At 66.2% G+C, this 22,856-nt stretch carries 22 protein-coding genes; 12 read left to right on the forward strand and 10 right to left on the reverse strand.

Annotation, left to right across the window (positions count from 1 at the left end; all coding sequences use genetic code 11):
• Window positions 1-83 precede the first annotated feature (83 nt).
• Window positions 84-719 (forward strand): helix-turn-helix transcriptional regulator, encoded by a 636-nt coding sequence (locus tag E1263_RS27120; protein WP_132172315.1) that lies wholly within the window; start codon window positions 84-86, stop codon window positions 717-719.
• Here E1263_RS27120 and E1263_RS27125 read toward each other — a convergent pair whose 3' ends face one another.
• Together E1263_RS27125 and E1263_RS27130 are read right to left on the reverse strand one after the other, a co-directional pair.
• Complete coding sequence (locus E1263_RS27125; protein WP_132172317.1) at window positions 720-1,508, reverse strand: FHA domain-containing protein; 789 nt, start codon at window positions 1,506-1,508, stop codon at window positions 720-722.
• Between the two features lies 1 nt (window position 1,509).
• The gene (locus tag E1263_RS27130) at window positions 1,510-3,306 is read right to left on the reverse strand and encodes a serine/threonine-protein kinase (protein ID WP_132172319.1); all 1,797 of its coding nucleotides are present in this window, start codon (window positions 3,304-3,306) and stop codon (window positions 1,510-1,512) included.
• A gap of 85 nt (window positions 3,307-3,391) precedes the next feature.
• On the opposite strand from E1263_RS27130, the gene E1263_RS27135 reads away from it, so the two are divergent.
• A complete protein-coding gene (locus tag E1263_RS27135; RefSeq protein WP_132172321.1) occupies window positions 3,392-3,850 on the forward strand; it encodes an SRPBCC family protein in 459 nt (152 codons plus the stop codon).
• The gene (locus E1263_RS27140; protein WP_132172323.1) at window positions 3,847-4,206 is read left to right on the forward strand and encodes a MerR family transcriptional regulator; all 360 of its coding nucleotides are present in this window, start codon (window positions 3,847-3,849) and stop codon (window positions 4,204-4,206) included. The genes E1263_RS27135 and E1263_RS27140 overlap by 4 nt, the downstream gene beginning before the upstream one ends.
• On the opposite strand, the gene E1263_RS27145 is transcribed toward E1263_RS27140, so the two are convergent.
• A complete protein-coding gene (locus E1263_RS27145) occupies window positions 4,207-5,154 on the reverse strand; it encodes an aldo/keto reductase (RefSeq protein WP_132172325.1) in 948 nt (315 codons plus the stop codon).
• A 499-nt stretch (window positions 5,155-5,653) separates the two neighbouring features.
• Here E1263_RS27145 and E1263_RS27150 point away from each other — a divergent pair, with 499 nt between their 5' ends.
• Complete coding sequence (locus E1263_RS27150; protein ID WP_202869069.1) at window positions 5,654-5,983, forward strand: MerR family transcriptional regulator; 330 nt, start codon at window positions 5,654-5,656, stop codon at window positions 5,981-5,983.
• A 13-nt stretch (window positions 5,984-5,996) separates the two neighbouring features.
• Here E1263_RS27150 and E1263_RS27155 read toward each other — a convergent pair whose 3' ends face one another.
• Window positions 5,997-6,758 (reverse strand): IclR family transcriptional regulator, encoded by a 762-nt coding sequence (locus E1263_RS27155; RefSeq protein WP_272949698.1) that lies wholly within the window; start codon window positions 6,756-6,758, stop codon window positions 5,997-5,999.
• A 71-nt stretch (window positions 6,759-6,829) separates the two neighbouring features.
• On the opposite strand from E1263_RS27155, the gene E1263_RS27160 reads away from it, so the two are divergent.
• The 7 genes from E1263_RS27160 to E1263_RS27190 are packed head-to-tail and all read left to right on the forward strand — an operon-like array spanning window position 6,830 to window position 11,712.
• Window positions 6,830-8,002 carry a DUF6986 family protein gene (locus E1263_RS27160; protein WP_132172328.1) on the forward strand — a complete coding sequence of 391 codons (1,173 nt, stop codon included), beginning with the start codon at window positions 6,830-6,832 and terminating at the stop codon, window positions 8,000-8,002.
• A 9-nt stretch (window positions 8,003-8,011) separates the two neighbouring features.
• Window positions 8,012-8,251 (forward strand): thiamine-binding protein, encoded by a 240-nt coding sequence (locus E1263_RS27165; protein WP_132172329.1) that lies wholly within the window; start codon window positions 8,012-8,014, stop codon window positions 8,249-8,251.
• Entirely contained in the window at window positions 8,244-8,600 is a 357-nt protein-coding gene (locus E1263_RS27170; RefSeq protein ID WP_132172330.1) for a helix-turn-helix domain-containing protein, read from the forward strand. The genes E1263_RS27165 and E1263_RS27170 overlap by 8 nt, the downstream gene beginning before the upstream one ends.
• Window positions 8,601-8,649: 49 nt before the next feature.
• Window positions 8,650-9,144 (forward strand): 2-oxo-4-hydroxy-4-carboxy-5-ureidoimidazoline decarboxylase, encoded by a 495-nt coding sequence (uraD, locus tag E1263_RS27175; RefSeq protein WP_132172331.1) that lies wholly within the window; start codon window positions 8,650-8,652, stop codon window positions 9,142-9,144.
• Window positions 9,141-9,458, forward strand: a complete 318-nt coding sequence (gene uraH / locus E1263_RS27180; protein WP_132172332.1) for a hydroxyisourate hydrolase — start codon at window positions 9,141-9,143, stop codon at window positions 9,456-9,458. The genes uraD (E1263_RS27175) and uraH overlap by 4 nt, the downstream gene beginning before the upstream one ends.
• 5 nt (window positions 9,459-9,463) lie before the next feature.
• Window positions 9,464-10,369: a factor-independent urate hydroxylase gene (gene pucL, locus E1263_RS27185; protein ID WP_132172333.1), complete on the forward strand. Its 906-nt coding sequence runs from the start codon at window positions 9,464-9,466 to the stop codon at window positions 10,367-10,369.
• 2 nt (window positions 10,370-10,371) lie between these two features.
• On the forward strand, window positions 10,372-11,712 hold the full coding sequence (locus E1263_RS27190; protein ID WP_132172335.1) for an 8-oxoguanine deaminase: 1,341 nt from the start codon (window positions 10,372-10,374) through the stop codon (window positions 11,710-11,712).
• A 759-nt stretch (window positions 11,713-12,471) separates the two neighbouring features.
• Here E1263_RS27190 and E1263_RS27195 read toward each other — a convergent pair.
• The 6 genes from E1263_RS27195 to E1263_RS27220 form a co-directional block, all read right to left on the reverse strand.
• The gene (locus E1263_RS27195; protein ID WP_132172337.1) at window positions 12,472-13,752 is read right to left on the reverse strand and encodes a guanine deaminase; all 1,281 of its coding nucleotides are present in this window, start codon (window positions 13,750-13,752) and stop codon (window positions 12,472-12,474) included.
• Window positions 13,749-14,585 carry a xanthine dehydrogenase accessory protein XdhC gene (gene xdhC, locus E1263_RS27200; RefSeq protein WP_132172339.1) on the reverse strand — a complete coding sequence of 279 codons (837 nt, stop codon included), beginning with the start codon at window positions 14,583-14,585 and terminating at the stop codon, window positions 13,749-13,751. Before xdhC ends, E1263_RS27195 begins: the two co-directional genes overlap by 4 nt.
• Window positions 14,573-16,912: a xanthine dehydrogenase molybdopterin binding subunit gene (xdhB, locus tag E1263_RS27205; protein ID WP_132172341.1), complete on the reverse strand. Its 2,340-nt coding sequence runs from the start codon at window positions 16,910-16,912 to the stop codon at window positions 14,573-14,575. Before xdhB ends, xdhC begins: the two co-directional genes overlap by 13 nt.
• Window positions 16,909-18,330, reverse strand: a complete 1,422-nt coding sequence (locus E1263_RS27210) for a xanthine dehydrogenase small subunit (RefSeq protein ID WP_132172343.1) — start codon at window positions 18,328-18,330, stop codon at window positions 16,909-16,911. The genes xdhB and E1263_RS27210 overlap by 4 nt, the downstream gene beginning before the upstream one ends.
• Window positions 18,327-20,237: a 2-oxo-4-hydroxy-4-carboxy-5-ureidoimidazoline decarboxylase gene (gene uraD, locus E1263_RS27215; RefSeq protein WP_132172345.1), complete on the reverse strand. Its 1,911-nt coding sequence runs from the start codon at window positions 20,235-20,237 to the stop codon at window positions 18,327-18,329. Before uraD (E1263_RS27215) ends, E1263_RS27210 begins: the two co-directional genes overlap by 4 nt.
• 120 nt (window positions 20,238-20,357) lie before the next feature.
• The gene (locus tag E1263_RS27220) at window positions 20,358-21,884 is read right to left on the reverse strand and encodes a PucR family transcriptional regulator (RefSeq protein ID WP_132172347.1); all 1,527 of its coding nucleotides are present in this window, start codon (window positions 21,882-21,884) and stop codon (window positions 20,358-20,360) included.
• Between the two features lie 165 nt (window positions 21,885-22,049).
• Between E1263_RS27220 and E1263_RS27225 the strand changes: the two genes are divergently transcribed.
• On the forward strand, window positions 22,050-22,853 hold the full coding sequence (locus tag E1263_RS27225; protein ID WP_132172349.1) for a hydroxypyruvate isomerase family protein: 804 nt from the start codon (window positions 22,050-22,052) through the stop codon (window positions 22,851-22,853).
• The last annotated feature ends 3 nt before the right edge of the window (window positions 22,854-22,856 follow it).

A 22,856-nucleotide genomic window follows, 5' to 3' on the forward strand; every position in this document is an offset into this window, starting at 1 on the left:
ACCTGCAGTTGTTCGTGCCTGGGGAGGGATCGGCGATCCGATCTGGGGACCGGTCCCCGGGGGGTGTCGGTAGAACAGTGGGTATGACGGTCACCACGCTGAATCGGCCAGGTTTGCCCGCGCGGCACGGGATTGCCGCGCTGTTGGCGGACGCCCGGGAAGAAGTACTTGCGATGAACACGCTGACGTCGGCGGGGCCGGCGTTCGGGTTGCGCGATGTTCGTCCGACGGTGCGGTATCGGGCGATCTACCCGGACACTGCCCGTACGGCGCCAAGCATGTGCCGGCATTTGACGGCGATGACGATGGCCGGGGCCGCGATTCGGACGGTGCCGGTGGTGGAGCTGAATGCGCTCGTCATCGACCGTGCGATCGCCGTACTGCCGACTGATGGCCCCGACGGCAATGTCGCCGTACTGAGGTTGAACAGTGTGGTTGCGGCCGCGACCGGGTTCTTCGAGCGGCTGTGGCCGAGTGCGGTGCCGATGGCTGACAGCGAGGTGCCGGTGACGGCGGAGTTGTCTCCGCGGGAGCGGGAGGTGCTTCGGCTGATGACGCTGGGGATGACCGACGAGCATGTTGCCGCGAAGCTGGGCGTTTCGGTGCGGACGATCCGCCGAATGGTGGCGCACCTGATGAACCGGCTCGGCGCACGCAGCCGCTTCCAGGCCGGGGTGAAGGCAGCCGAACGTGGATGGCTGCTGGACTGGCGGAGCTGATCAGTCGGTCGGGTCTTGTCCGGCCAGCTCAAGCCACTCGAGATCCATCGGGACAAGAGTGGTCGATTGGACGAGCTCCCAGATCAGGTTGACCGTGAGCGTCAGACCGACCGGTTCACCGACTTCATCGCGCCGCAGACCGGAGACACCGGCGTCGGACAACCGTTGCCGCAACCGCGACACGATGTGCTCGACGCGCTTCGCAGTCCAGGTCTCCTGGGGACGCAGTTCAGCGAGCTCAGCCGCGGCCTGTGACCTGGTCAGCGGGAGCGGCTGCAGATCGTAGGCCAGGTAGCGCTGAGCAAGCACAGTCAGCGTCAGGTGTTCCTCAGGAGTAAGCCGCCAGCGCTTCGGAGGCAACGTCAACTGGTTGGGCCGCGGTTGCGCCGCGCGATCTTCGCCATCCGAGATCAGCACCTCCAGCAGGTGCTCACGCTGACGATTGCCGCGCAAGAAGATCGTCGTGTACCCATTGGCGAGAGGGAGCGGCTCGCTCCCCGTGTGCAGCAGCACGCCGGTCGACACCCGAATCGGCAGCCGGCCGTGATTGCGAAGCCACCAATGCCCATCGCGATAAGTGATCGTCCCGTGCAACCGACTGATCCGTACGTCGTTCTCCCCGACGCACAGGTCGACCGCAAGCCGGTTCCGCCCAAAACTGAGCTCGGCATCAGGACCAGGCGGTACGACGAGATTTTCGCTGACCGTGAGCACGCTCAACGCCCCCGGCTGCGGCTCAGTGGGGAAGTGCCGCAAGCTCCGGACCTGGTTGAACTTGACCGGTTCCATCTCAGCTGATCTTCGCCAGTGAACCGACGATGGTTTCGGCGGCGTCCCGGGCCCGTGCGCAGGTGGCGGCCGAGCTGGTCGCGGCGCGATCGATCAATTGGATGTTGACCACCTCATCGCGCAGCGGCGGGGTGCCGCTCAGTGGCGGCAGTCTGGGTTTGTACTGGCGGTGGGCCAGCTCGATCTTGCACACAGCCTTGTTGTCGGACTCCGGGAGGACAGCTGCGGTCCGGCCGCCGATCGTGGTGATGGTGCCGGCCAAATCCTCGTCGGTCTTGATCGGCCACTCACGGGAGTAGCTCACGTTGATCTCGTTCTTGTTGCCCTGGCCCTCCCAGGCGCACTCCCAGCCGCCGAACTCCCGCCGGGGCTGATCGTCGGGAGCGCCGAGTGCCTTGGTGACTGCGGCGGCGTCGAGCAGGCTGCAGGCGTCGACCGTGGCCAATGATTTCGCCGGCCACTTCCATGTTCTCAGGGGTAGTTGGCCCTTGTTGATCATCGCAATCGCGGCATTCAGCACTGCCTCCGCGTAGAGGCAGATCGGGGCTTTCTCGGCCCGATCATTGTTGTGCCCGGTAGCGATGAGCCGGTGCGTGTCGGGCAGCGAGACAATGCGCGGGCACTCGCGGTCCTTGACCTCGGGACGTTCCATCTCGCCCATCTGGCCCTCGACGATCTCCCGGGACGGATAAGGGTCCCGGTTGGCAAGTTCGAGCCGGACCTGCACCTGCCCGCTGCCGTCTCCGAGCTCCGTCGTGACCACACAGCCGTTGAAGTTCATCACTTCGGGGTCGATGAAGGGCGTCCCATAGGGCAGCATTGCGTTGACGGAAATGAACGCGCAGGGGTCGAGGGCAGCTGGATCAGAACCGAGCCCGATCACCTGCGGCTTCGAGGCCTCCGGGACCGACCGGTCGGGCAGCAGCGACCACGTCGCCAGCACAGCACCCGCCACCAGTACGGCGACCCCAGCCACGACCGCACTTCGCCGTACCCGCAGTCGCTTCCGTCGCCGAATCCCTTGCAGGCGTGGAATATCGCCATGCTGGGTCAGCTCAGCCGCAGTCGGCCGACGCGCCGGATCCCGCTCCATCAGGGATTCCAGCAGCGGCGCGATCTCCTTGGCCCGCTGATGCGGAATCGGCGTGCCCTTGCCTGCTCGCTGGATTTGCGAGAACGGCCCGTCCGCGCCGTCACCCCATGGCGAGTGCCCCTCGACAGCGGCGTACAGAGTGGCGCCCAAGGCAAACATGTCGGAGGCCGCCGTGGCCTCGCCACCGTTCGCGACCTCGGGCGCGACGTAGCCGAGTGTGCCGGTGAGCTGCGCGCCGCCGCTCTGGGTGATCTCGGTCCAGCGAGCGATTCCGAGATCGGTGAGTTTGGCGACGTCGTCGGAGGTGACCAGGACGTTGGCCGGCTTGATGTCGCGGTGCACGATGCCGCGCTCGTGGATCGCGGCGAGTGCCGCGGCCAGTTGGCCGCCGATCTTGAGCGCTCGCTCTTCGGAGAGCGGACCCTCGGTTTCGATGATCCGATCCAGGCTGGTCGCGTGCACGTACTCGGTCACGAGCCACTGCGCGTCCCCGTCGGTGACGGCGTCGAAGACCACCACGACGTTGGGGTGCATCAACCCGGCGCCGACCTTGGCCTCGCGGCGGACGCTGCCACCGAAGGCACGCTTCAGCGCGACCTCGCGGCCCAGCTCCAGATCCACGGCACGCCAGACCGCGCCCATACCGCCTTGACCGAGTTCTTCCTCGAGGCGGTAGCGACCGGCAACGAGATAGCCAGGGTCCATCCGGACATCCTAGGAAGGATTCGGTGCGGACCGCTATTCACAGTGGTGTGCCGGTACCCTCACGTGACCAACCAGGAGGAAATCGATGGCTGACGACGTGACGGTCGAGCTGACCGCCGACCGGGTGTCTGCGACGACAGTGGTCGACGCGGACCCCTCCGCGGTGTTCGACTTCCTGCGCCGCCCGGCGAACCATGCCGTGATCAGCGGCGACCACACTGTCCGCGGTGCGATCAAGGGCCCGGAGCTCCTCGCGCCCGGCTCCCGGTTCGGCATGGAGATGCGGATCAAGTTGCCGTACCGCGTCACCTCGCGCGTGGTCGAGTTCGAGCCGGACCGCTTGATTGCCTGGTGCCACTTCTTCGGCCACCGCTGGCGCTGGGAGCTCGAGCCAGCCGGCCCCGGCCGCACCAGCGTCCGCGAAACCTTCGACCTCGGTACGGCGAAGATCCCCGCGGCCCTCCGTGTGATCGGCCTGCCCCAAGGGCATCGCGGCAACGTCGCCAAGTCTGTCCGCAACGTCGCCAACCACTTCCGCGCATGAGCCCCCAATATTCGCCCGGTGAGGCTGCGGACCTGACAGGCCTGAGCCTGGACACCTTGCGGTACTACGAGCGCGAGGAGCTGATTGGTCCGATCGAGCGGTTGGCCGGTGGGCGTCGCGTCTTCAGCGAAGGGGACCTGGCTTGGATCGGCGTGGTGACGTGTCTGCGTGACGCCGGGTTGGGGATTGCTGAGGTGCAGCGGTTCACGGCGCTGCTGCGGACGACCGGCGACCCGGCGTCGCGCGTGGAGTTTCTGCGCGAGCGCCGGGTTGCGTTGGTCGAACACATGGCGCGGATGGATGCAGCGCTGGGCGTTCTGGACGACAAGATCGCGTACTACGCCGCCAAGTCCTGACTACCAGGGGCGGTCGAGCTCGGCGTACAGGTCTGTCGTCAACTCAAGGCGGGCGCCGGCGATGGCGGCCGTGAGCTGCGCGGGCTTGCTGGCGCCGATGATCGGGCGGACCGACGGCGTCCCGCCACACAGCCAGGCCACGACGACGCTGCTGCGGCTGACGCCGAGCTCCGCAGCGACCTTGTCGAGTGCTTCCAGCCGACGGGTTGTGCCCGGGTGCTCGAAGGCCTCCTCGATCGGGCGGTCGTCACGCTCGTAGGCGCCGGTCATCAAGGGGCTGTAGGCCCAGAGGTCCCACTGCTCCTGGTTCTCCACATAATCGAGGACCTCGTCGGAGACCCATCCGAATCGGTGGTTGTGGATGTGGCCGCGGACGAACGGTCGCGGCTGCAGGTAGGAGTAGCGCAGTTGCAAGGCGGTCGGCTCGACTACGCCGAGCTCTGCTGCGAGTCCTCGAGCCCGCTCGACTCTCCAGATGGCCCAGTTCGACAACCCGACCTGGCCGAGCGTGCCGGCCGCGTGATGCCGACCAAAGGCTCCGATGGTCTCGTCCAGGGGTGTGTTCCGGTCGTCGCGGTGCGCCCAGTACAGGTCGATGTGGTCGATCCCGAGTCGCCCGAGCGATATCTCGACGGCTGCATCAATGGCGGCCGAACCGAGCCCTTCCGTCTGCTCCGGAAAACCTCCGGCGACAGTGGGTTCCCAGCCGACCTTGGTGGCGATCCGCACCTTCTCCCGGACGCCAGGCCGGCGCGCCAACCACCGTCCGAGCAACTCCTCGCTCTGTCCGCCGAACCCAGTCTCCGACTGCCAGAACGCATAACAGTTCGCCGTGTCGATCCACTCGCCGCCCTCCGCGACGTACTGGTCGAGCAAGGCGAACGAGGTCTTCTCGTCGATCCTCGTCCCGAACTCCATCGCACCCAACGCAAGGTTCAGTTCACTCATGACGAGCAGCGTTCCTCCTGGAGTGCGCTCCAGGTCAAGCGGCTCAGAAAATCTCTGTTGACGGGAATAGACATTGTCGCGAAGGGTGGGTAATGTTCCTCGTGTTGACAGAGGAAGAGAACGAAGCTGAAGCGGACAGCTACTGATCTGTCCAAGATTTTCTTTATCACGTACGACGGCGGATTCCGCCGGGCCGATCAGTGGAAGGGCTCGGGTTTCGCGCCAGGGTCCGGTCAGAGTTGGTGAGCCAGCGGTCGAAGTGGGTTCCCGGCTTGACGGACGCAAGGTGCAAGTGAAGTTGCCGTAGTTGTTTCACCAGTTGGGAAGGGGATTTACGCACCGTCAGAACGCCTGTCAGTGCCAGCACTTCGCCGGACAGGCGCCGTAGTTCCATCGAAAGAAGGTGGTCTTCGGTTACGCAGTCAGTGATAGATGGTGACAATCCATAACCCTTGGGCCCCGGTGCAACCGCACCGGGGCCCATCAACGCGGAGGTGCGATGCACTCAAAACTGAACACGGAGACCGTGATGAGCCCTAGCCAGCACTTCGACGACGACGACTATCCCGCCTACACCATGGGCCGGGCCGCGGAGATGCTGGGCACCACGCCGGGATTCCTGCGCAGTCTCGACGAAGCGAAGCTCATCACGCCGCAACGCTCCGACGGCGGCCATCGCCGCTATTCCCGTTACCAGCTCCGCCTGGCCGCCCGCGCCCGCGAGCTCGTTGACAGTGGCACCGCCCTCGAGGCCGCGTGCCGGATCATCATTCTCGAAGACCAACTCGCCGAAGCCCTCCGCATCAACGAGGAGCGCGAGCAGGCCTGACGCCGTTTTGAGCTCAGCGCAAGTCGTCCGAGAGCGCCTTGGCGGCTTGGGTGAGCAGGGGAACGGCACGCTCGACGAGGGCTTCGGTCATCCGTGGAGCGGGACCGGAGACCGAGATCGCCAGGGGAGTTGGGGCGTCGTGGACGGCGACGGCCACGCAGCGAACGCCCAGCTCCTGCTCGCCTTCGTCGGTGGCATAGCCGGCCTGGGCTGCTTGATGAAGCTGTACGGCGAAAGCGTCCGGCGTGCTGATCGTATTCTCGGTGTGCTGCGGCATGCCGGTCCGGGCGAGCAGCTCGCGGACCGCCGTTTCGGGGTACTGCGCGAGGATCGCCTTGCCGACGGCGGTGCAGTGAGGCAGGACGCGGCGGCCGACCTCGGTGAACATCCGCATCGAGTGCCGCGACGGAACCTGAGCCAGGTAGACGATCTGATCGCCGTCGAGCATCGCCATGTTGGCCGACTCGCCGAGCTCGTCCACCAGTCGCGCCAGATGCGGCCGGGCAAACACGCTGAGCATCGTCGACGAGCTCTCGCCGAGGCGGATCAGCTTCGGGCCCAGGATGTACTGCCGCGACGGCTCCTGGCGCACATAACCGAGGTCGACCAGAGTCCGCACCAGCCGGTGGATCGTCGGCAGCGGTAGGCCGGAGGCGGTAGCGAGCTGGGACAGCCCCATCATCCCGCCGGCGTCGGCCATCGTCTCGAGCAGACCGAAGGCGCGCTCGATCGACTGCACGCTCCCGGTCCGGGCCTTGCCGCCGGTCTCACCCATCATCGCCACCCTTTCGAATCCGCAGAGTAGATATTAGTCTCCGCAATACGGAAAACGAAGGAGGCGAGCCCATGGGGCTGGATGAGCTTGGTGCCGAACTTGACCGGCGGCTGGAAGCGGCCGATGCCGCCCTCGCGGCCGACTATCCGGGGGATCGCGGGCTGCGGCAACCGGTCCACACCGTCTATGTTCCGGCTGATCGGTACGACGATCACACGGTCGCCGACTGGGGAACACAGGCCCGTACGGCGCTCGCCGGCCACGACTTGGCCGCCGTACTGGGGGTTTCTGCTGAGGTTTACCGGCGGATGGCGGCCAAGCTCGAGCGAGAGCCGATCGAGGACCTGCGGATCGACTTCGAGGATGGCTACGGGAACCGGCCTGATGCGGAGGAGGATGCGGCCGTCGTGGCGGCGGCTCGGGTTGTGCCGCAGACGCCGTACTACGGGTTGCGCGTGAAGTCGTTGGAGGCGCCGACCCGGCGCCGGGCGATTCGGACGCTCGACCTGTTCGTGCGCGAAGGCGGTGTGCGCGAAGGGTTTGTGGTCACGCTGCCGAAGGTGACGTCGGTCGAGCAGGTCTCGGCGTTCGTGTATGTGCTGGAGACGCTGGAAAGTGCGTACGGCATTCCAGAGTTGAAGTTCGAGATCCAGGTCGAGACGCCGCAGGCGATTCTCGGCGCGGACGGGACTGCGCTGATCGCGCGGATGCTCAAGGCCGGCGGGGCTCGCGTCACCGGGCTGCACTACGGGACTTACGACTACAGCGCCTCGCTCGGCGTCGCGGCGGCGTACCAGAGCATGGAGCATCCGGTCGCCGATCACGCCAAAGACGTGATGCAGCTGGCCGCGGCCGGGACCGGCGTGTTCGTTTCGGACGGCTCGACCAACGTGTTGCCGGTCGGCTCTGGGGCTCAGGCGGCGTGGGAGTTGCACTTCCGGCTGGTACGACGTTCGCTTGCCCGAGGCATCTATCAGGGCTGGGACATGCATCCGGCCCAGCTTCCGACGCGCTTCCTCGCGACGTACCTGTTCTACCGCGAAGGATTCGAGCAGGCCGCGGTCAGATTGCGCGCCTACTTGGGTGACGGCTCGTCGGGCTACCTTGATGAACCGGCCACCGCGGTGGCGCTTGCCGGGTTTGTGCTGCGCGGCCTCGATTGTGGAGCCATTGATGCTGCCGAGATCGATGCCGCCATTGGCGTCGAGTTGCCGGAGCTCGCCAAATTGGCTCGCCGACCATAACCTCGCGGTATGCGACTGGTTGCCGAGTTCACCACTGAGCCCTTCGATGTCGAGGGCTCGCCGCCCGCGCACGCGACTGAAGCGTTGCGGGCTGCGGAGGAGGCCGGGCTCGACTGCGAGTTCGGCCCGTTGGGTACGCAGGTTCGCGGTGAGCAGCAGGACGTGCTCACCGCGCTTCCAGCTGTACTTGAGGCGGCCTTCGGCGGGGGTGCGAGCCAGGTGACGCTGCAGGTACGACGCGATGGCTGAACACCCGTTGGTTGCGGCGATCGCTCCGCTGATCGAGCGGCTGAACGCCGAACTCGTCTCGCCTGATGAGGCTGGCGCTGACGATATCCCCCTGCTGTGGAAGGGGAAACCGGTTGCCGCTGTCCGCCTGACGCCGAAGCCAGTTGACGGCGTACAGGGTTTGTTGGCCGAGGTTGCGGCTGAGCTCGGTGGACCGCTCAGCTCGTTGTCGCGGACCGACAAGCAGCAGGCCGTGCTGTTGCTGGAGGCGCGGGGTGCTTTTGAGTACCGCAAATCGGCCGAGATCGTCGCCGAAGCGCTCGGTGTCACCCGCTTCACCGTCTACAACTATCTGAACCGCTCACGCTAAATTCAACAAACTGTTGACGGTGGGTCGGGTGAGATGGCACGCTCTCGTCATGGATCTGGTCGAGTTCAATGCCACGCCCGCCGACCGGCTGCGGCCGGAGCTGGCGAGCTGCTGCGACGTGCCCCGTTGGGTCGACGGGATCCTTGCCAACCGCCCGTACGGCGACCGCGCCGCCCTGACCGCGGTTGCGGATCGGTTGGCGCGCGAGCTTGACGATGGTGAGGTTGATCGTGCTCTCCAAGCGCATCCGCGGATCGGCGACCGGCCGCAGGGTGTGAGTGTTGAGGCCGGCTGGTCCCGCAAGGAGCAGGCCGGTGTCGGTGACGATCCTGCGGTTCGCTCGGCGCTTGCTGAGGGCAACCGTTCGTATGAGGACCGGTTTGGCCGGGTCTTCCTGATCTGTGCAACGGGATTGTCTGCCGCCGAGATGCTTTCCTCGTTGCAGGATCGGCTTGCTCACGATGACGTCACCGAGGCGGCTGTTGTGCATGAGGAGTTGCGGAAGATTGCCTTGCTCCGACTGGCGAAATTGGTGATTGGATGAGTTCGCTTTCGACCCATGTGCTCGACACCGCGCTCGGGCGGCCGGCTGTCGCCGTACCGGTTCGGCTTTATCAGGGCGACGTCGTACTGGCGACCGGTGTGACAGACGACGACGGCCGGATCAGTGCGTTGGCGCCGGAGCTTGCTGGTGGCACCTATCGGCTCTGGTTCGACACCGCTGCTTATGCGGAGTCGACTGGTCAAGAGTTGTTCTTTCCGGAGGTCTCTGTGACCTTCACGGTCGCCGACGAGCGGCACTATCACGTTCCGTTGCTGCTCAGCCCGTTCGCGTTTTCCACCTACCGAGGGAGCTGACCGGAATGCCCATCCGCCTGGGATCCAACCAGTACGGCAAAGCCGAGAGCCGCGTGGTGCGCATTTACCGCGACACGCCCCGGCATCAGATTCGCGACTTGAACGTGTCGACCGCGCTCCGCGGGGACTTCGCGGCCGCGCACACCGACGGCGACCAGAGCGACGTACTGCCGACGGATACGCAGAAGAACACCGCCTTCGCCTTTGCCAAGGAGAAGGGGATCGGCGCTCTTGAAGACTACGCGTTGACGCTCGGCGCGCACTTCCTTGAGGCATCGCCGGCGGCATCCGGCGCGCGGGTTTCGGTCGAAGAGTATGCGTGGGAACGGATCTCGGTCGACGGGGTCGAGCATGACCATGCTTTCGTGCGGGGCGGGAGCGGCGTGCGGAACACGATCGTCAACGTCGAGGGCCGCGGTTCTGATCGCCGGGCATATGTCGTCTCCGGGATCAGCGACCTGATCGTGCTGAAGTCGACGGGGTCGGAGTTTCACGGGTTTCTGAAGGACAAGTACACGACGCTGCCGGAGACGAACGACCGCATTCTCGCGACCTCGCTGGTGGCCCGCTGGCGCTATGAGGGTGTCGAGGTCGACTGGGACAAGTCGTACGACGCGATCAAGCAGTTGCTGTTGGCCCAGTTTGCGACGATCCACAGTTTGGCCTTGCAGCAAACGCTGTACGGGATGGGCGAAGCGGTGCTGAATGAGCACCCGGAGGTCGCCGAGATCAAGTTCTCGGCGCCGAACAAGCATCACTTCCTGGTCGATCTCAGTCCGTTCGAGGTCGAGAATCCGGGCGAGGTGTTCATTGCCGCGGATCGGCCGTACGGGTTGATCGAGGCGACGGTCGTGCGCGATGAGGCGAGTGACGCCGGGAGCGCGTGGCACGCCGTACCGGGTTTCTGCTGATCATGCCTGATCTGGTGATCGAGGGCGCCTATGTCGCGACCCTCGATCCAGGGCGGCGCGAGTTTGTCGGGCATGTGGTTGTCAAGGGCAATCAGATCGTTGCTGTCGGCCCTGGGCGTTCTTCGGTGGTTGGGGCTGCCCGTGTGATCGACGGGTCGGGATGTCTCGTGACACCAGGATTCGTGAACACGCATCAGCATCTGTATCAGTGGGTGACGCGCGGGCTTGCCGTGGATGCGACGTTGTTCGGGTGGTTGCAGACGCTGTATCCGGTGTGGTCGCGGATCACGGCGGAGTCTGTCCATGTCGCCGCACAAGGCGCGTTGGCGCAGTTGGCGTTGACCGGCTGCACGACGGCGGCTGACCACCACTACGTCTTTCCCCGTGGCGGTGGGGACGTGCTGGCCGCCACGATTGCTGCCGCGGCCGAGGTCGGGCTGCGCTTCCACGCCACCCGCGGCTCGATGGACCGCGGCCAGAAGGACGGTGGGTTGCCGCCGGACTCGGTCGTCGAGGACCGCGACGAGATCCTGGCCGCGACCTCGTCGGCGATCGACCGGTGGCACGATCCGTCGGCCGGCTCGATGCTGCAGATTGGCGTTGCCCCGTGCTCCCCGTTCAGCGTCAGCGGCGAGCTGATGCGAGAGTCCGCCGTACTGGCTCGTCGTAAGGGTGTCCGCCTCCACACGCACCTTGCCGAGACCACCGACGAAACCGCGTGGTGTCTGGAGACGCACGGCTGCACGCCGCTCGAGTATGCCGCCGACCTCGGCTGGACCGGCCCTGACGTGTGGTTCGCGCACGGCATCCACTTCGATGACGCCGAGATCAAACAACTAGGCGCAACCGGAACCGGTATCGCCCACTGCCCTTCGTCCAACGCGCGCCTGGGCGCCGGCATCGCCCGAACCGCCGACCTCCGCGCCGCCGGCGCCCCTGTCGGCCTAGGCGTAGATGGTGCCGCCAGCAACGAAGCCGGCAGCCTCGTCGAAGAACTCCGCAACGCGCTGCTGCTCGCCCGAGCCCGCAGCGGCCCTCAATCCCTAGCTGTCCGCGCTTCTTTGGAAATGGCCACCCGAGGCGGCGCCGCATGCCTAGGCCGCCTCGACGAAATCGGCTCCCTGGAACCCGGCAAGCTAGCCGACCTGGCGATGTGGAACCTCAACACCCTCCAACACAGCGGTATCCCCGACCCGGTCGCCGCCCTAGTCCTCTCGACGCCGCCACCCCTAGCACTCCTCCTGGTCAACGGCCGCCCAGTCGTAGAACAAAACACCCTCCTCACCCTCGACCAGGCCTCCCTCGCCACCCAAGTCGCCAAAACCCAACGCGCCCTCCTCTAAGCGCACCGCCCCCACTCATCAGTACTACTAAGTACCGCCCCTCCACGCTCACCCCCGCCGCGCCGATGCGCCGAAACCCGGGTTACTCAGTGCCAGCGGTCCGCCCGTCCCGTCCAGCCTTCCCCACCATCGAACCCCGCGGCTGAACCTAGGTGCCGCGCGACTGAACCCACCGCACCCGCGAGTGAACCCACCGTGCGAGTGTGCTGAGCTGGTTCGCGAGTGTGCGGACTGTGTCGTCGGCAACCGATTGCCGACGACACGGTGCCTCCACTCGATGCGCGCATGCCCGCCGCCGCGACAGAACCCACCGTGCCCGTCGCGACTGAAGCCACCGTGCGAGTGTGGTGAGGTGGTCGGCGAGTGTGCGGAGTGTGTTGCTGGTAAGGGGTTTCCGGCGACACGGTCCTTCCACTCGGTGTGCGCAATGGCCGGCGCGACTGAACCCACCGCGGCCCGCGGCTTCTCCGCGGTTGGGTTCAGTCGCGGGGTGTGGTGCGGGGTGCTGGTTGGCGAGTGCGGGTGTGGAGCGGACCGCCACCACCGTCTAACCTTCTGCGGTTCGGGCGGTTCACGCTCAGGGAGTGCGCCACAGCGGGGCGGGCGGAGGGTTGGACGGTGATGCAGGTCCGCCCGCCGGCTCGAGAGTCGGCCGGACCGCCCCCACTCATCAGCACCACTTAGTACCGCCGTCCTCACGCTCAATCGCGCCGCCCCGAAGCCCCGGGCGCCACCTTGGTGAGTGTTGGCGGTCCGCCCTCAGGGGGTGAGTAGCGTGCCGTTGATCCAGACGGCTTGTACGTCGGTGGTGGTGCCTAGCGTGAAAATTCGGGCCACCGCTTCGTCGTGGTCTTCGGCGTGGCTGATGCCGACCGCGAGGGGGGAGCCCTCGGCGGGGCGGATCAGTTGGGCGTCGAAGGCTTGGCCGGGGCTCAGGTGGCCGACCTCGGGGAGGTTGAGGGCTTCAGCGCCGGCGGTGGTTGCCAGGTAGAGGAGGTGGGCGGCGGTGAGGGGGCGGCCTTGGTCGGCGAGGAGTTGTTGGCAGAAGTAGGCCTGCAGCCCCTCCTTCAGGAGCGAGAAGCCGGCACCCGCACCGACGTCTGAGCCAAGCGCGACGCGGACGCCGTGCTGGAGGTGCCGGTGCAGGGGGAACAGACCGCTGCCGAGCGCCGCGTTGCTCGTCGGACAGTGTGCGACCGATGCCCCGCTGACCCCCAACAGCTTCAACTCCACGTCCGTCGGGTGGACGTTGTGAGCAAGGACGGTACGGCGGTCAACCAGGTTGTGCCGGTCGTACGTCGTCACGTAGTCCGCCCCACCGAACAAGTCGGCGACAGTCGCGATCTCGGCCTCGTTCTCGTTCACATGCGACGTGAAGAGCGCGCCCGGAACAGCCTCCATCAGCTCATGGCAAGTGGCCAGCAACTCATCGGTGCACGACAACGAGAACCGCGGAGTCACGGCGTACCGGTTGCGCCCAACCCCATGCCAGCGGTTCGCCAAAGCAAGCGATTCGGCATAAGCACGCACCGGCGTGGTGAGCAGGTCGGGTCGCAGCAGTCGATCGCTAAGCACCAGCCCACTAGTGATCCGCAGCCCGACCTCAGACGCGGCGCCGAACAACGCATCCATCGCATCGGAGTAATGCGCGCCAAACACCAGCGCAGACGTCGTACCAGCCGCAGCCAACCCGCGTACAAACTCCGAAGCCACCCCGGTCGCATAGGACGCGTCAGCCATCCGGGCTTCCTCGGGCAGCGCGTACTTGTCCAGCCACTCAAGCAGCGGCAGCCCGAGACCGCCGACCGAGCGGATCTGCGGGAAGTGCACGTGCGAGTCAACGAACCCTGGCAGCACGATGCCGCCCGTCAGGTCGACCACCGGCTCGGCGGGATGCGCCCGGCGGATCTCCAGGAACGGGCCGCGAGCAACAATCACCCCGTCGGAGACCAGGAGTCCGGCGTCGGTGTCGACGCGGAGGGCACCGCCGGAGAACGGGTTCTCCGGGATGTCGATGAAGGTGCCACGGAAGATCGTCATGCCTTTGCCTCACGATGAGCCGGCGCAGGGCGACGCTCGGCGGTGAACAGTTCGAGCAGCCACGCTGCGACGCTGACTGCGATGACGGCCGGCTCCTTGCCGGTAACGCTGGGGACTCCGATCGGAGTAGTGATCCGGGCGATCGACTCGGCGGAGTTGCCGTCCTCGGCGAGCTTGCGCTGGAAGCGGGCCCACTTGGCGCGGGAGCCGATCAACCCGATCGTGGCCAGGTGTTCGTTGCGAATCGCGGCATCACACAAGGCCGCGTCCTCGGCGTGGTCGTGCGTCATGATCACCGCGTGTGTGCCCGGCGGCAGTTCGCCAACAACCAACTCAGGCAGCACCGGCACGTTGTGCACATGGACTTGAGCGATTGCATCATCCAGTACGGCGAGTCGCCCCGCGGTCAGTTGTTCCGAACGCGAATCGACCAGGTGCAGCTCAATATCGTGCCGCGCGAGAATTCGCGCCAGCTCAAGCCCCACATGGCCGACCCCGAAGATCGCCACGGACGGCACCACCGGCAACGGTTCGAGCAGCAAAGTGACCTCGCCTCCACAACACTGAACCCCATGCTGGTACGGCGCCTTGTCCGACAGTGCAGCGGTGAGCACCTCAGGAGCGGTGATCTCAGCAGCGATCATCTCCCGTGAACGCTCGATTGCCAGCGCCTCAAGGTTGCCCCCGCCAACCGTTGACCACACGTTGTCCAGGGCAACGACCATCTTCGCTCCGGCCGCCCGCGGCGCATGCCCGCGAACTTCCGTCACGGTGACGAGCACCCCGGCCCGCCGCCCGGCGCGCAGAGTCTGGATCGCCTTCAGCCACTCCATGAAACGCCTCCCCGAGCACGTTCGATCGCCCAGTAGACGGCCTCGGGAGTGGCCGGCGACGGCAAATCAACGCTGAGCCCGGCCGGCCCAAAGGCCGCGGCCGCATGACGCAACGCCTCGCGGACCGAGAACGCCAACATCAGCGGCGGCTCCCCAACAGCCTTGGAGCCGTAGACAACCCCGTCCTCATGCGCCTTCTCCAGCAGCCGCACGTTGAACACCTCAGGCATCTCCGAGAAGCTCGGCAGCTTGTACGTACTCGCAGCCTGCGTAGCCAACCGCCCACGCCGCTCACCGGTGCTCTCGTCCCACCGCAGATCCTCGAGCGTCAACCACCCGGCGCCCTGAACGAAACCACCTTCGATCTGCCCGATGTCGATCAGCGGACTCAAGCTGTCGCCGACGTCGTGCACGATGTCGACCCGGCGCAGCCGATACGCCCCGGTGAATCCGTCGACCTCCACCTCCGACGCGGCAACGCCGTACGCGAAGTACTTGAAGGGTTCGCCGCGCATCGCGTTCGCATCCCAGTGCAGACCCTCGGTCCGGTAGAAGCCGGCCGCCCACAGCTGGACTCGCTGCATATACGCGGCCGCGACCAGTTCGTTCCACGGTAGCCCGTCCCCAGACAACCCCCGTACGACGCCATCCGCGAACCGCACGTCCGACGGGCTGATCCCGAGTCGCCCACCGGCGACCTGGGCCAGCCGCTCGCGGATCTGCTCGCATGCGTTCTTCACCGCGGCGCCGTTGAGATCGGCGCCGGCCGATGCGGCGGTCGCCGAAGTGTTCGGCACCTTGTCCGTGCGAGTGGGAGCGAGCCGAACGCGCGAAAGCGGCACGCCGAGTGCAGTCGCGGCAACCTGCATCATCTTGGTGTGCAGACCTTGACCCATCTCGGTGCCACCGTGATTGATCAATACTGATCCGTCTTTATACACATGGACCAATGCGCCTGCTTGGTTGAACGCAGTCAGGTTGAACGAGATACCGAACTTGACTGGAGTCATCCCGAGTCCACGTTTCACATGTTGATGCGCAACGTTGAATGCCGCGATCTCAGCCTGCCGAGCAGCCACCTCGCCACCGGACAGCACCTGACTCCAGCAGGACTCCAGCCGATCCGCGTGCCGCACCGGTTGCGCGTACGGCGTCGAGTCGCCCGGCTGATAGAGATTCCGCCGGCGGAGCTCCAGAGCGTCGTACCCGAGTAGTGGGGCGCACCGGCCAAGGATGTCCTCGATGATCAGCATCCCCTGCGGACCGCCGAAGCCACGGAACGCGGTCTGCGAGGTCTTGTTTGTCTTGGCGACTCGCCCGTCCACGCGCACATGCGGGATCTCGTAGGCGTTGTCGATGTGGCACATTGCCCGCGCCAGTACGGGTTCGGACAGGTCGAGACTCCACCCGCCATCGGCGGTCAAGGTCGCATCCAGCGCAACCAACCGACCGTCGGCGTCGAAACCGACCGTCCATGAGCTGTGGAAACCGTGCCGTTTACCCGACATCGTCATGTCCTGCGTCCGGTTCAGCCGCAGCCGCACCGGCCGCCCGGTCAGCGACGCGCCCAGCGCCGCGATCGCCGCGAACCCATGCGGCTGCATCTCCTTACCGCCGAACCCACCGCCCATTCGCAGGCACTGCACAGTCACCGAGTGACTGGCCAGCCCCAGCACATGCGCAACGATCTCCTGCGTCTCCGACGGGTGCTGTGTACTGGACTGGACAAAGATCTGTCCATACTCGTCAACCAAAGCCAAGGCTGAGTGCGTCTCCAGATAGAAATGCTCCTGCCCGGCAAACTCAAACTCGCCCCGGAACACCTGGGCCGCACCAGCCAACGCAGCCGACACATCCCCGCGCTCGAGATGCCGCTCTGCCCCCTGGAAGCTCCCGGCCGCAATCGCTTCGTGGACCGTCACCAGCGAGGGCAGCGGCTCATACGAGACCTCGACCGCCAACGCACCAAGCCGCGCGGCCTCTAGCGTCTCCGCCAACACCCAGCAGATCGCATGTCCGTGGAACATCACCTCGCCCGGGAACAGCGGCTCGTCATGCTTCACCCCGGCATCGTTCACCCCCGGCACGTCATCCGACGTCAACACGCGCACTACGCCCGGTACGTCGTACGCCGGCTTCACCCGTAGCGCAGTGATCCGCGCATGCGCATGCGGCGACTGCACCGGCCACGCATGCAGGACGTCACGCGTCCGTTGCACCAGGTCGTCGGTATACAACGCCTTCCCGGTCACATGCAGCGCAGCACTCTCATGCGGCATCGGTACGCCGACCACCGCCACCGCAGGCCGTTCCGACAACAAACTCATGCGTCCAGCCCTCCGAAATAGAACCGCAGCAGCGACTGCCCGAGCATCGCCGACCGGTACGACGAACTCGCCCGGTGATCGTCCATCGGCGTACCCTCTGCCGCCATCACCGCAGCGACGGTCCGCACCGTCGACTCGGTCCACGGCTGCCCGATCAACGCCGTCTCAGTCGCCCGCGCCCGCAACGGCGTCGCCGCAACCCCACCAAGCCCGATCCGCGCATCCCGGACAACGCCGTCCACGACCTCAACGGCGTACCCGATCGCCACACTCGAGATGTCGTCGAACCGCCGCTTCGCGATCTTGTGGAACGCAGTCATCGGCGCCAATGGCAACGGAATGATGATCGTCGTGATCAGCTCGTCAGCTGCCTTCACCGACTGCCGATACCCCGTGAAGTACGAAGCCAGCGGCACAACCCGCTCACCACGCCGGGATGCGAGCACCAGGGACGCATCCAGCGCGAGTAACGCCGGGGGAGTGTCGCCAATGGGGGACCCGGTCCCGAGATTGCCCCCGATCGTCGCCCCATTGCGAATCAACCGCGACGCAAACTGCGGAAGCAGCGCAGTCAGCAGCGGTACGCGACCAGCCAACCGGCGCTCGATCTCGGTCAACGTCAATGCCGCGCCCAGCCGAACCTCACTCGGCCCAAAACTGAACTCTCGCAACTCATCCAACCGATCGACCGCAATCACCAGCGGCGGCCGCGACCCAAAAATGTTGACCTGAACACCAGTATCGGTGCACCCAGCAACGACCTGAGCGCCCTCCCGCTCCAACAACCCGAGCGCATCACTCAAAGACGCCGGCCGAACAAACTCCCCCTCACCACTTACCATCCCGGTGACCGCAGCGGCCGGCGGCGGCGCATCGCGGCGCGAGGCAAGCACGTCACCAGCCGCCGGATCCCCCAGCGCATAAGCCGCATCGCGAATCGGCCGATACCCCGTACACCGACACAGATTCCCGCTCAACGAATGCAGGTCAAACCCGTTCGGCCCATGCTCGTGATCGCCGCAACCAGCAGCCCGTCCAGGCCGGTAGTACTCCGCGGCCATGCTGCACACGAACCCCGGCGTACAGAATCCGCACTGTGAACCACCCCGCACCGCCATCTCCGACTGGACCGGATGCAGGTCGGCCGGCGACCCCAGCCCCTCGGAGGTGACAACCTCCTGGCCATCAAGCGAGGCAATCGGCAGCAGACACGCGTTCACCGCGGTCCACTCGGTCGGCGTATCGGTCCCCGGCCGCGCAACCAGCACCGAGCACGCGCCACACTCGCCCTCAGCGCAACCCTCCTTCGCGCCGGTCAGGCCGCGATCACGCAACCAATCCAGTACGGACGTATGCACCGGTACGGCGCCAATCGCGGTCGGCTCGCCATTGACCTTCAGCGCGGGGATCGTGGTCATCGGTTGCTGCTCCAACGGGATCGGGCACTGTGAATCGGGTTGGCCGCGGAGACGTAGTCGTCGAACCGGTAGCCGGCGATCTTCGCGATCTCGAGCAGTGCGGCGGCGTGTTCCTGGTTCTCGCAGTTGCCGAGCCGAACGCGGCCCTGCTCGAGGATGCGGGCATAGGAATCGGCGTCGCGCACGCTGATCACCAGCGGGAAACCGAACCGTTCCCGATAGGCCTCGGTGATCGTGGCCAGCTCATCGCGGTCAGGATCGGACAGGAAGGTCAGCCCCTTGTCGGATTGATCCCGCAATGATGCCGGGCCGCTCAGACCGTCCGCGACAAACTGCGAACCGAGCTGCGGATACGACGAGATGAGCTCGCGCTGCTCATCGCGGGAGCCGGAGAACAGCGCCTCCTGGAAGGACCGTCGGAGCGCGTGAGTGTCGGCGTACGGGCGTAGTTCCCAGGCGCGCTCGACTGCCCAGCGTGGTCCTTGGAAGAGCTCGCCGAAGGTGTCGACGAACTCCTGGCGGCTCATCTTGTTGACTTGATCAAGACGGATCGAGTCACCCGGCTGACCGGCCACGGCGGGCCCGAAGTCCTTGCCTACATGGTGAAACAGCAGGTTGAGGAAGATTGCGGTGAGGGAGCCGAGGGTGATGCCGCTGCCGAAGATGATCTCGGCCCAATCCGGTACGGCCTGGGCGACCTGCGGTTGCGCGGTGACGTACATGGCCAGGCCGACGCTGGTCGCGACGATCACCACGTTGCGGTGATCGTTGAAGTCGACCTTCGCCAGAGTCTGGAAGCCGACCACCGCGACGGTCGCGAACATCGCCAGCGCGGCGCCGCCGAGCACGGGATGCGGGATTCCGGCGACGATCGCACCGGCCTTCGGGAGCAGACCGAGCAGGATCATGATCCCGCCGGCCGCCGCGACCACCCAGCGGCTGCGCACCCGGGTCAGCCGGACCAGACCGACGTTCTCCGCGAAGCAGGTGTAGGGGAACGAGTTGAAGATGCCGCCGATCGTGGTCGCCAGGCCGTCGGCACGGAGGGCCTTGGCAATGTCTTCGCGACCGATCCGCTTCTCGACGATCTCGCCGGTAGCGAACACGTCGCCTGTTGTCTCGACGGCAGTGATCAACATGACGACAACCATTGAGATGATCGCCGCCAGCGAGAACTTGGGCCAGCCGAAGTAGAACGGCTGCGTGACCCCGACCCACGCCGCATCGCTGACCGCGCCGAAGTGGGCGTCCCCGAAGGCCCATGCCACCATGGTCCCGACCACGAGCCCGGCCAGTACGGCGATGGTTGCCATGAAGCCCTTGAAGACCCGCTGGATGAGCACGATCAGCGCGAGCGTTCCGAGCGCATAAGCCATGTTCTTGCCGCTCATCGGCGCCGCGTCCGGTCCCGCGCCGCCGACGGCGTCCCCGGCCGCGACCGGCAGCAAGGCGAGGCCGATGATCGTGATCACCGAGCCGGTCACCACCGGTGGGAAGAACCGGATCAGCCGGCTGAAGAACGGCGCGATGAAGAAGGTGACGAGACCGGCGACCAGTACGGCGCCGTAGATCACCAGCAAGCCGTCGGTCCCGCCGCCCGCGGCGAGCCCGATCGCGATCATCGGCGAGACCGCCGTGAACGTCACGCCCTGCAGCAGCGGCAGCTTGACGCCGACCTTCCAGAATCCGACCGACTGGATGATCGACGCGATCCCACAGGTGAACAGATCAGCATTGATCAAGTGGATCAACTGTTCAGTGCTGAGCCCGATCGAGCTGGCCAGCAGGATCGGCACGATCACGGCACCGGCATAGAACGCGAGCACGTGCTGAGCGCCGTACACCACAAGTTTGCCGGGAGGCAGGACCTGGTCGACAGGGTGGCGGCTGGTGCGGGCTGCCTTCATCGGACATCGCTCCTCAGGTTTGACCTGCACGCCAGCATCGGCCCGAAGCGACCCGGATTGCACCCGAGGAACCTCCGAAGATGACAGGCGGAGACCCCCGCTCTTTGGAGGATCCACCAATCAGAGTGATTTCAGCGCGAGAAACACGTCAACCCGGTTCTCGAGGGTCGACAGATCGCGACCGGTGAGTTGCTCAACGCGTTCGATCCGGTATCGAACGGTGTTGACGTGCAGGTGCAGAAGGTCCGCCGTACGGGTCCAGGAACCGTCGCAACCGAGGAAGGCCTGGAGCGTGCTGAGCAGTTCGGCGTTCGTTCGGCGGTCCTGCTCGATCACTGGGCCTAGGACCCGCTGGGTGTAGGTACGGCGGACGTCGTCCGGCAGCGTGGCGAGCAGCAGCACGTGCGACGCCACCTCGTCGGAGGTGACGACCGAGACCGGCGCACGGCTGCCCGCCGCCGCGCGCTGCGCGAAGCGAGCCTCCTCGAGCCCGCCGGAGAGTGCGTCAACGCTCGTTTCCCCGCTCACGCCGACCGCGAGCCGGGCCCGATGCAGGCCGGGAGCCAGCCGCCCGAACGCCCTTCTGAGCTGTTCCGGCAGGCCGGGTGCGGCCGGCAGAAACCCAACCAACAGGCCGTCCCGCGCGGGTGCGACGACGGCCGGTCCGACGGTCAGCGCGACGTCCTCGAACAGGCTGAGCGCGACCTCGCTCGGCCCGTCGTCGCGCAGCTCACCGACCGCGACGACCAGCGGCCGACCCGAGTACGCGCCGGCCTGCCGAAGCCGCGCGGCGACCTCAATGTGGGGTGCGCCCGACTCAACCAGCGCCAACGCGTCGGCCACCAACGGCCTGAGCGCGCGTCGTCCTTCGTCCCGTCTGGCCCGGTCCAACGCCCCAATCGCGCAGAGTTCATGCACCGCTTCGACATGATCGCGCGACCAGGTCGTGTGGTCGCCCTCGATCACCAGGACCCACGCCGTCAGTCGGTTGCCGAGGCCGGATCCAACCGGAAACAGGCTGTACGTCCCGTCTGTTGTGGTCGCTGGTGTTCGATCAGCGGTCAGGAACCGGCGAGTGATCGCGTCGAGGACGTCGTCCGGCAACTCCCCAGGACCCGGTACGACGTGCCGCCCGGTCGCGGTAAGCACCCGGCAGTCGTGCCCGATCTCGGTGGAAATCCGCGCAGCGAGCTCATCCAGGCTGCGGCCGGCCGCGATCGACGACAACAGTTGCCGCTGCCGGACAAGGCTCGCGGACAGCCGCGCCCCGGTTTCCGCCGACCCCGCAGCGGCGACGTACTCGGTGATATCGGCAAACGCCACCTCGACCGGCACCTCGATCAGCGTGACCTCGTGCCGCTGACAAGCGTCGAGAAGATCAGCCGGTACGTCGCCCAGTTGCGCGCGCCCGGCCAGGATCGTCGTGGCGCCGCGGGTGGCCATCGAGGCCACGAACAGCTCGCTGTCGAGTGGGCGTCGCCGCCAGACCAGGCCGGTCAGGACGACCTCACCGCCGCTCAGATAGCGGCCGGGGTCGAGGAGATCCGTGGTGACGAGTCGGCCGACTGGGCGATCGAGGGCGTTGCCGGCGGCGTGCACCAGGCGCAGGCCGAGCTCCGGCGCATCCAGTAACTCCGACAGCAGCACGCCGTACCTCCTGGGTTTGTGCCTGTTCAGGCTCGTGGGTCTGCCTTTAGAGGAACGTACAACGCGTACGTGCGTACGTGAGCGCTTGACGGCTGGTTCGTTGCGAACTTATGGTCATTTCGCAGAACAGAATTCGAATTCCACAATGCGGAAGTTGGCGTGTTCATGGCTCATCAGCTGCGCTCGACGGTGAACTGCTCGTTGCTCTTCACCGAACTGCCCCTGCTGGAGCGTCCGGAGGCGGCTCGGAAGGCCGGGTTCGGGGCGGTCGAGTTCTGGTGGCCGTTTGTGGAGGCGGTTCCGCCGGATCGGCAGGTGGATGCGTTCGTCGCGGCGGTTTCTGACGCTGGGGTTCAGCTGACTGGGCTGAACTTCTTTGCCGGCGACATGGCTGGTGGGGATCGCGGGCTGGTGTCCTGGCCGAAGCGGGCGGGGGAGTTCCGCGACAACGTCGACGTTGTGGTGGGGATTGGTTCGCGGCTCGGCACGGCTGGATTCAACGCGCTCTACGGCAACCGGCTCGACGACGTGACGGCCGCGGAGCAGGACGAGGTCGCTGCGGAGAACCTCGCCCTGGCAGCTCGGGCTGCGGCCGCGATTGGGGCGACCGTGCTGCTTGAGCCGGTCAGCGGCGCCGAGCGGTATCCGCTTCGGTTAGCCGCTGATGCGCTGGCGGTGATCGACCGGGTCGCCGTACCGAATCTTGGTCTGTTGGCCGATCTCTATCACCTTGCGGTCAACGGGGATGACGTTGAGCGGGTGATCGCCGAGCACACCTCGCGGATCGCTCACGTGCAGATCGCTGACGCGCCGGGGCGGGGCGAGCCCGGATCCGGCACCTTGCCGCTCGACCAGCAACTGACCGCGCTTGAGGCTCAGGGGTATTCCGGCTGGGTCGGGCTTGAGTACAAGCCGACCACCAGCACCGAGGAGTCCTTCGGCTGGCTCCCGTTCTCGCGACGTCGCTGACTT

Origin of the sequence: Kribbella antibiotica (assembly GCF_004349055.1) — a bacterium.
Classification (GTDB): domain Bacteria; phylum Actinomycetota; class Actinomycetes; order Propionibacteriales; family Kribbellaceae; genus Kribbella; species Kribbella antibiotica.